The 1444-nt window shown below is 70.8% G+C and carries 1 protein-coding gene; it reads left to right on the forward strand.

Going from position 1 to position 1444, the window contains the following annotated elements:
• Nucleotides 1-537 precede the first annotated feature (537 nt).
• A complete protein-coding gene (locus PHA84_RS20650) occupies nucleotides 538-855 on the forward strand; it encodes a hypothetical protein (protein WP_270890025.1) in 318 nt (105 codons plus the stop codon).
• Nucleotides 856-1444: the final 589 nt, after the last annotated feature.

The following is a 1444-nucleotide window of genomic DNA, read 5'->3' on the forward strand; positions in this document are numbered from 1 at the left end:
GGGGGCACGTCGCTACTCGTGGTGCGCGGGTGGGTCAGCGATGGTGGGAGTTACCCAGCCGGAGCGAAGCGGAGGCTGGGGGATCGCTCTGCCCGCTTGCGGTCCGGATGGGCTCGCCGGCCACGTCGTCAACGGTGGTTGACCGCTCGAGCAGCTGGCGGGTCTGCGCAGTGACCGCGAAGCGCCGGCGCTGGGTGGTGTCCGGCTGCGATGCCGGTACGGGGGTCGGGCACGACGGGTCTGAGTAGCCGGCTCGAGCTCCTGGCGACCGCTGGGGCGTGTGCATGAGCCGGCCCCGCGGCTCCGCCTCCCTCGTCGCCAGCGCAGTAGCGGTGAGGGCCTCGAGGCTGGCATCTGCACGGCCCGGCCGGAGCGGAGCGGAGGCCGGCTCTTGGGAAGAATGCGAACAGCTCTTCCGCGTGGGTAAAACCGCAGGTCAGAGCATGTACGAACAGACGATGGTCAGGGGGTAGAAAAGCGAGGAGACTCGCCGAGTCGGGTAGGCGAGTGTCCTATCGGCAGGGAGGGGCAGGCAGCATGGCGAAGAGCAAGCGGGACGCGACGTTCGACCCGGTGACGATCGGCACGGCAGAGGCAGCGCAGGACGGGGTGTCGATCGTTCGGGCGCCGAGCGGCCGCATGGCGTTCGTGCCTCGGTCGGTGGGCCGGCTGAAGGGTGAAGCGCTCGAGGTGGCCACCGAGCTCCAGGAGCTGGTGGCGCGGATCCGCGAGGACCAGGTGCGCCTCGAGCAGCTCGTGCTCGAGGGTCGGGAGTGCGGGATGAGCTGGGCGGCGGTCGGGTGGTGTGTGGGCACCACTGGCGATGGTGCGCGCAAGCGGTGGGGCGAATCCTGATGGCGCACAAGCAGACTCGAGCGCGGCTGCCGTGGTGGTTCCATGCGCGGCCGTGCCGGCGCTGCGGGTTCGTGGTGAGCCGGCGCTGGCTGATCGATGGGCTGTGCCGGCGCTGCCTCGCTGCCCGGGGCTGAGAACGTGCGCGAAGCGCCCCCAGGGCTGCCAGCGGGCGGGACAGGGCCCCACGGAGTGGGATGTACCGGCGGCGGCCGTCCTGGGGCCTCTACGGGCCGTCAGCAGCTCTTCCAGGCGCTCGAGACACGCCGTGGACGAAGAGCGTCCCCCAGCAGGTGTGGCAGCTGGGGGACGCTTCGCGGTGTCTAGTCGCGCAGTTGGAGGGTACCCACAACGTGGGCCGCAACCTGGCAGCGCGCCGCAGACCGGCGTTTCGTTGCTGGGTACGCCGCTCCCTCAGGCCTGAGGCGAGGAACAGCCCAGCCCCTGACAACCGGGTCGACCAGGGCACCCACGGTCTCGTGCACAGGACCGACATGCGCACAGCGACGCTGCCAGGGGGCACGTCGCTACTCGTGGTGCGCGGGTGGGTCAGCGATGGTGGGAGTTACCCAGCCGGAGCGAAGCGGAGGCT

The sequence above is a fragment of the Pedococcus sp. 5OH_020 genome (genome assembly GCF_027812955.1).
Taxonomy (GTDB): domain Bacteria; phylum Actinomycetota; class Actinomycetes; order Actinomycetales; family Dermatophilaceae; genus Pedococcus.

Coding starts and splice junctions, on each gene's coding strand:
- PHA84_RS20650 (WP_270890025.1), top strand. CDS start 538: ATGGCGAAGAGCAAGCGGGACGCGACGTTCGACCCGGTGACGATCGGC.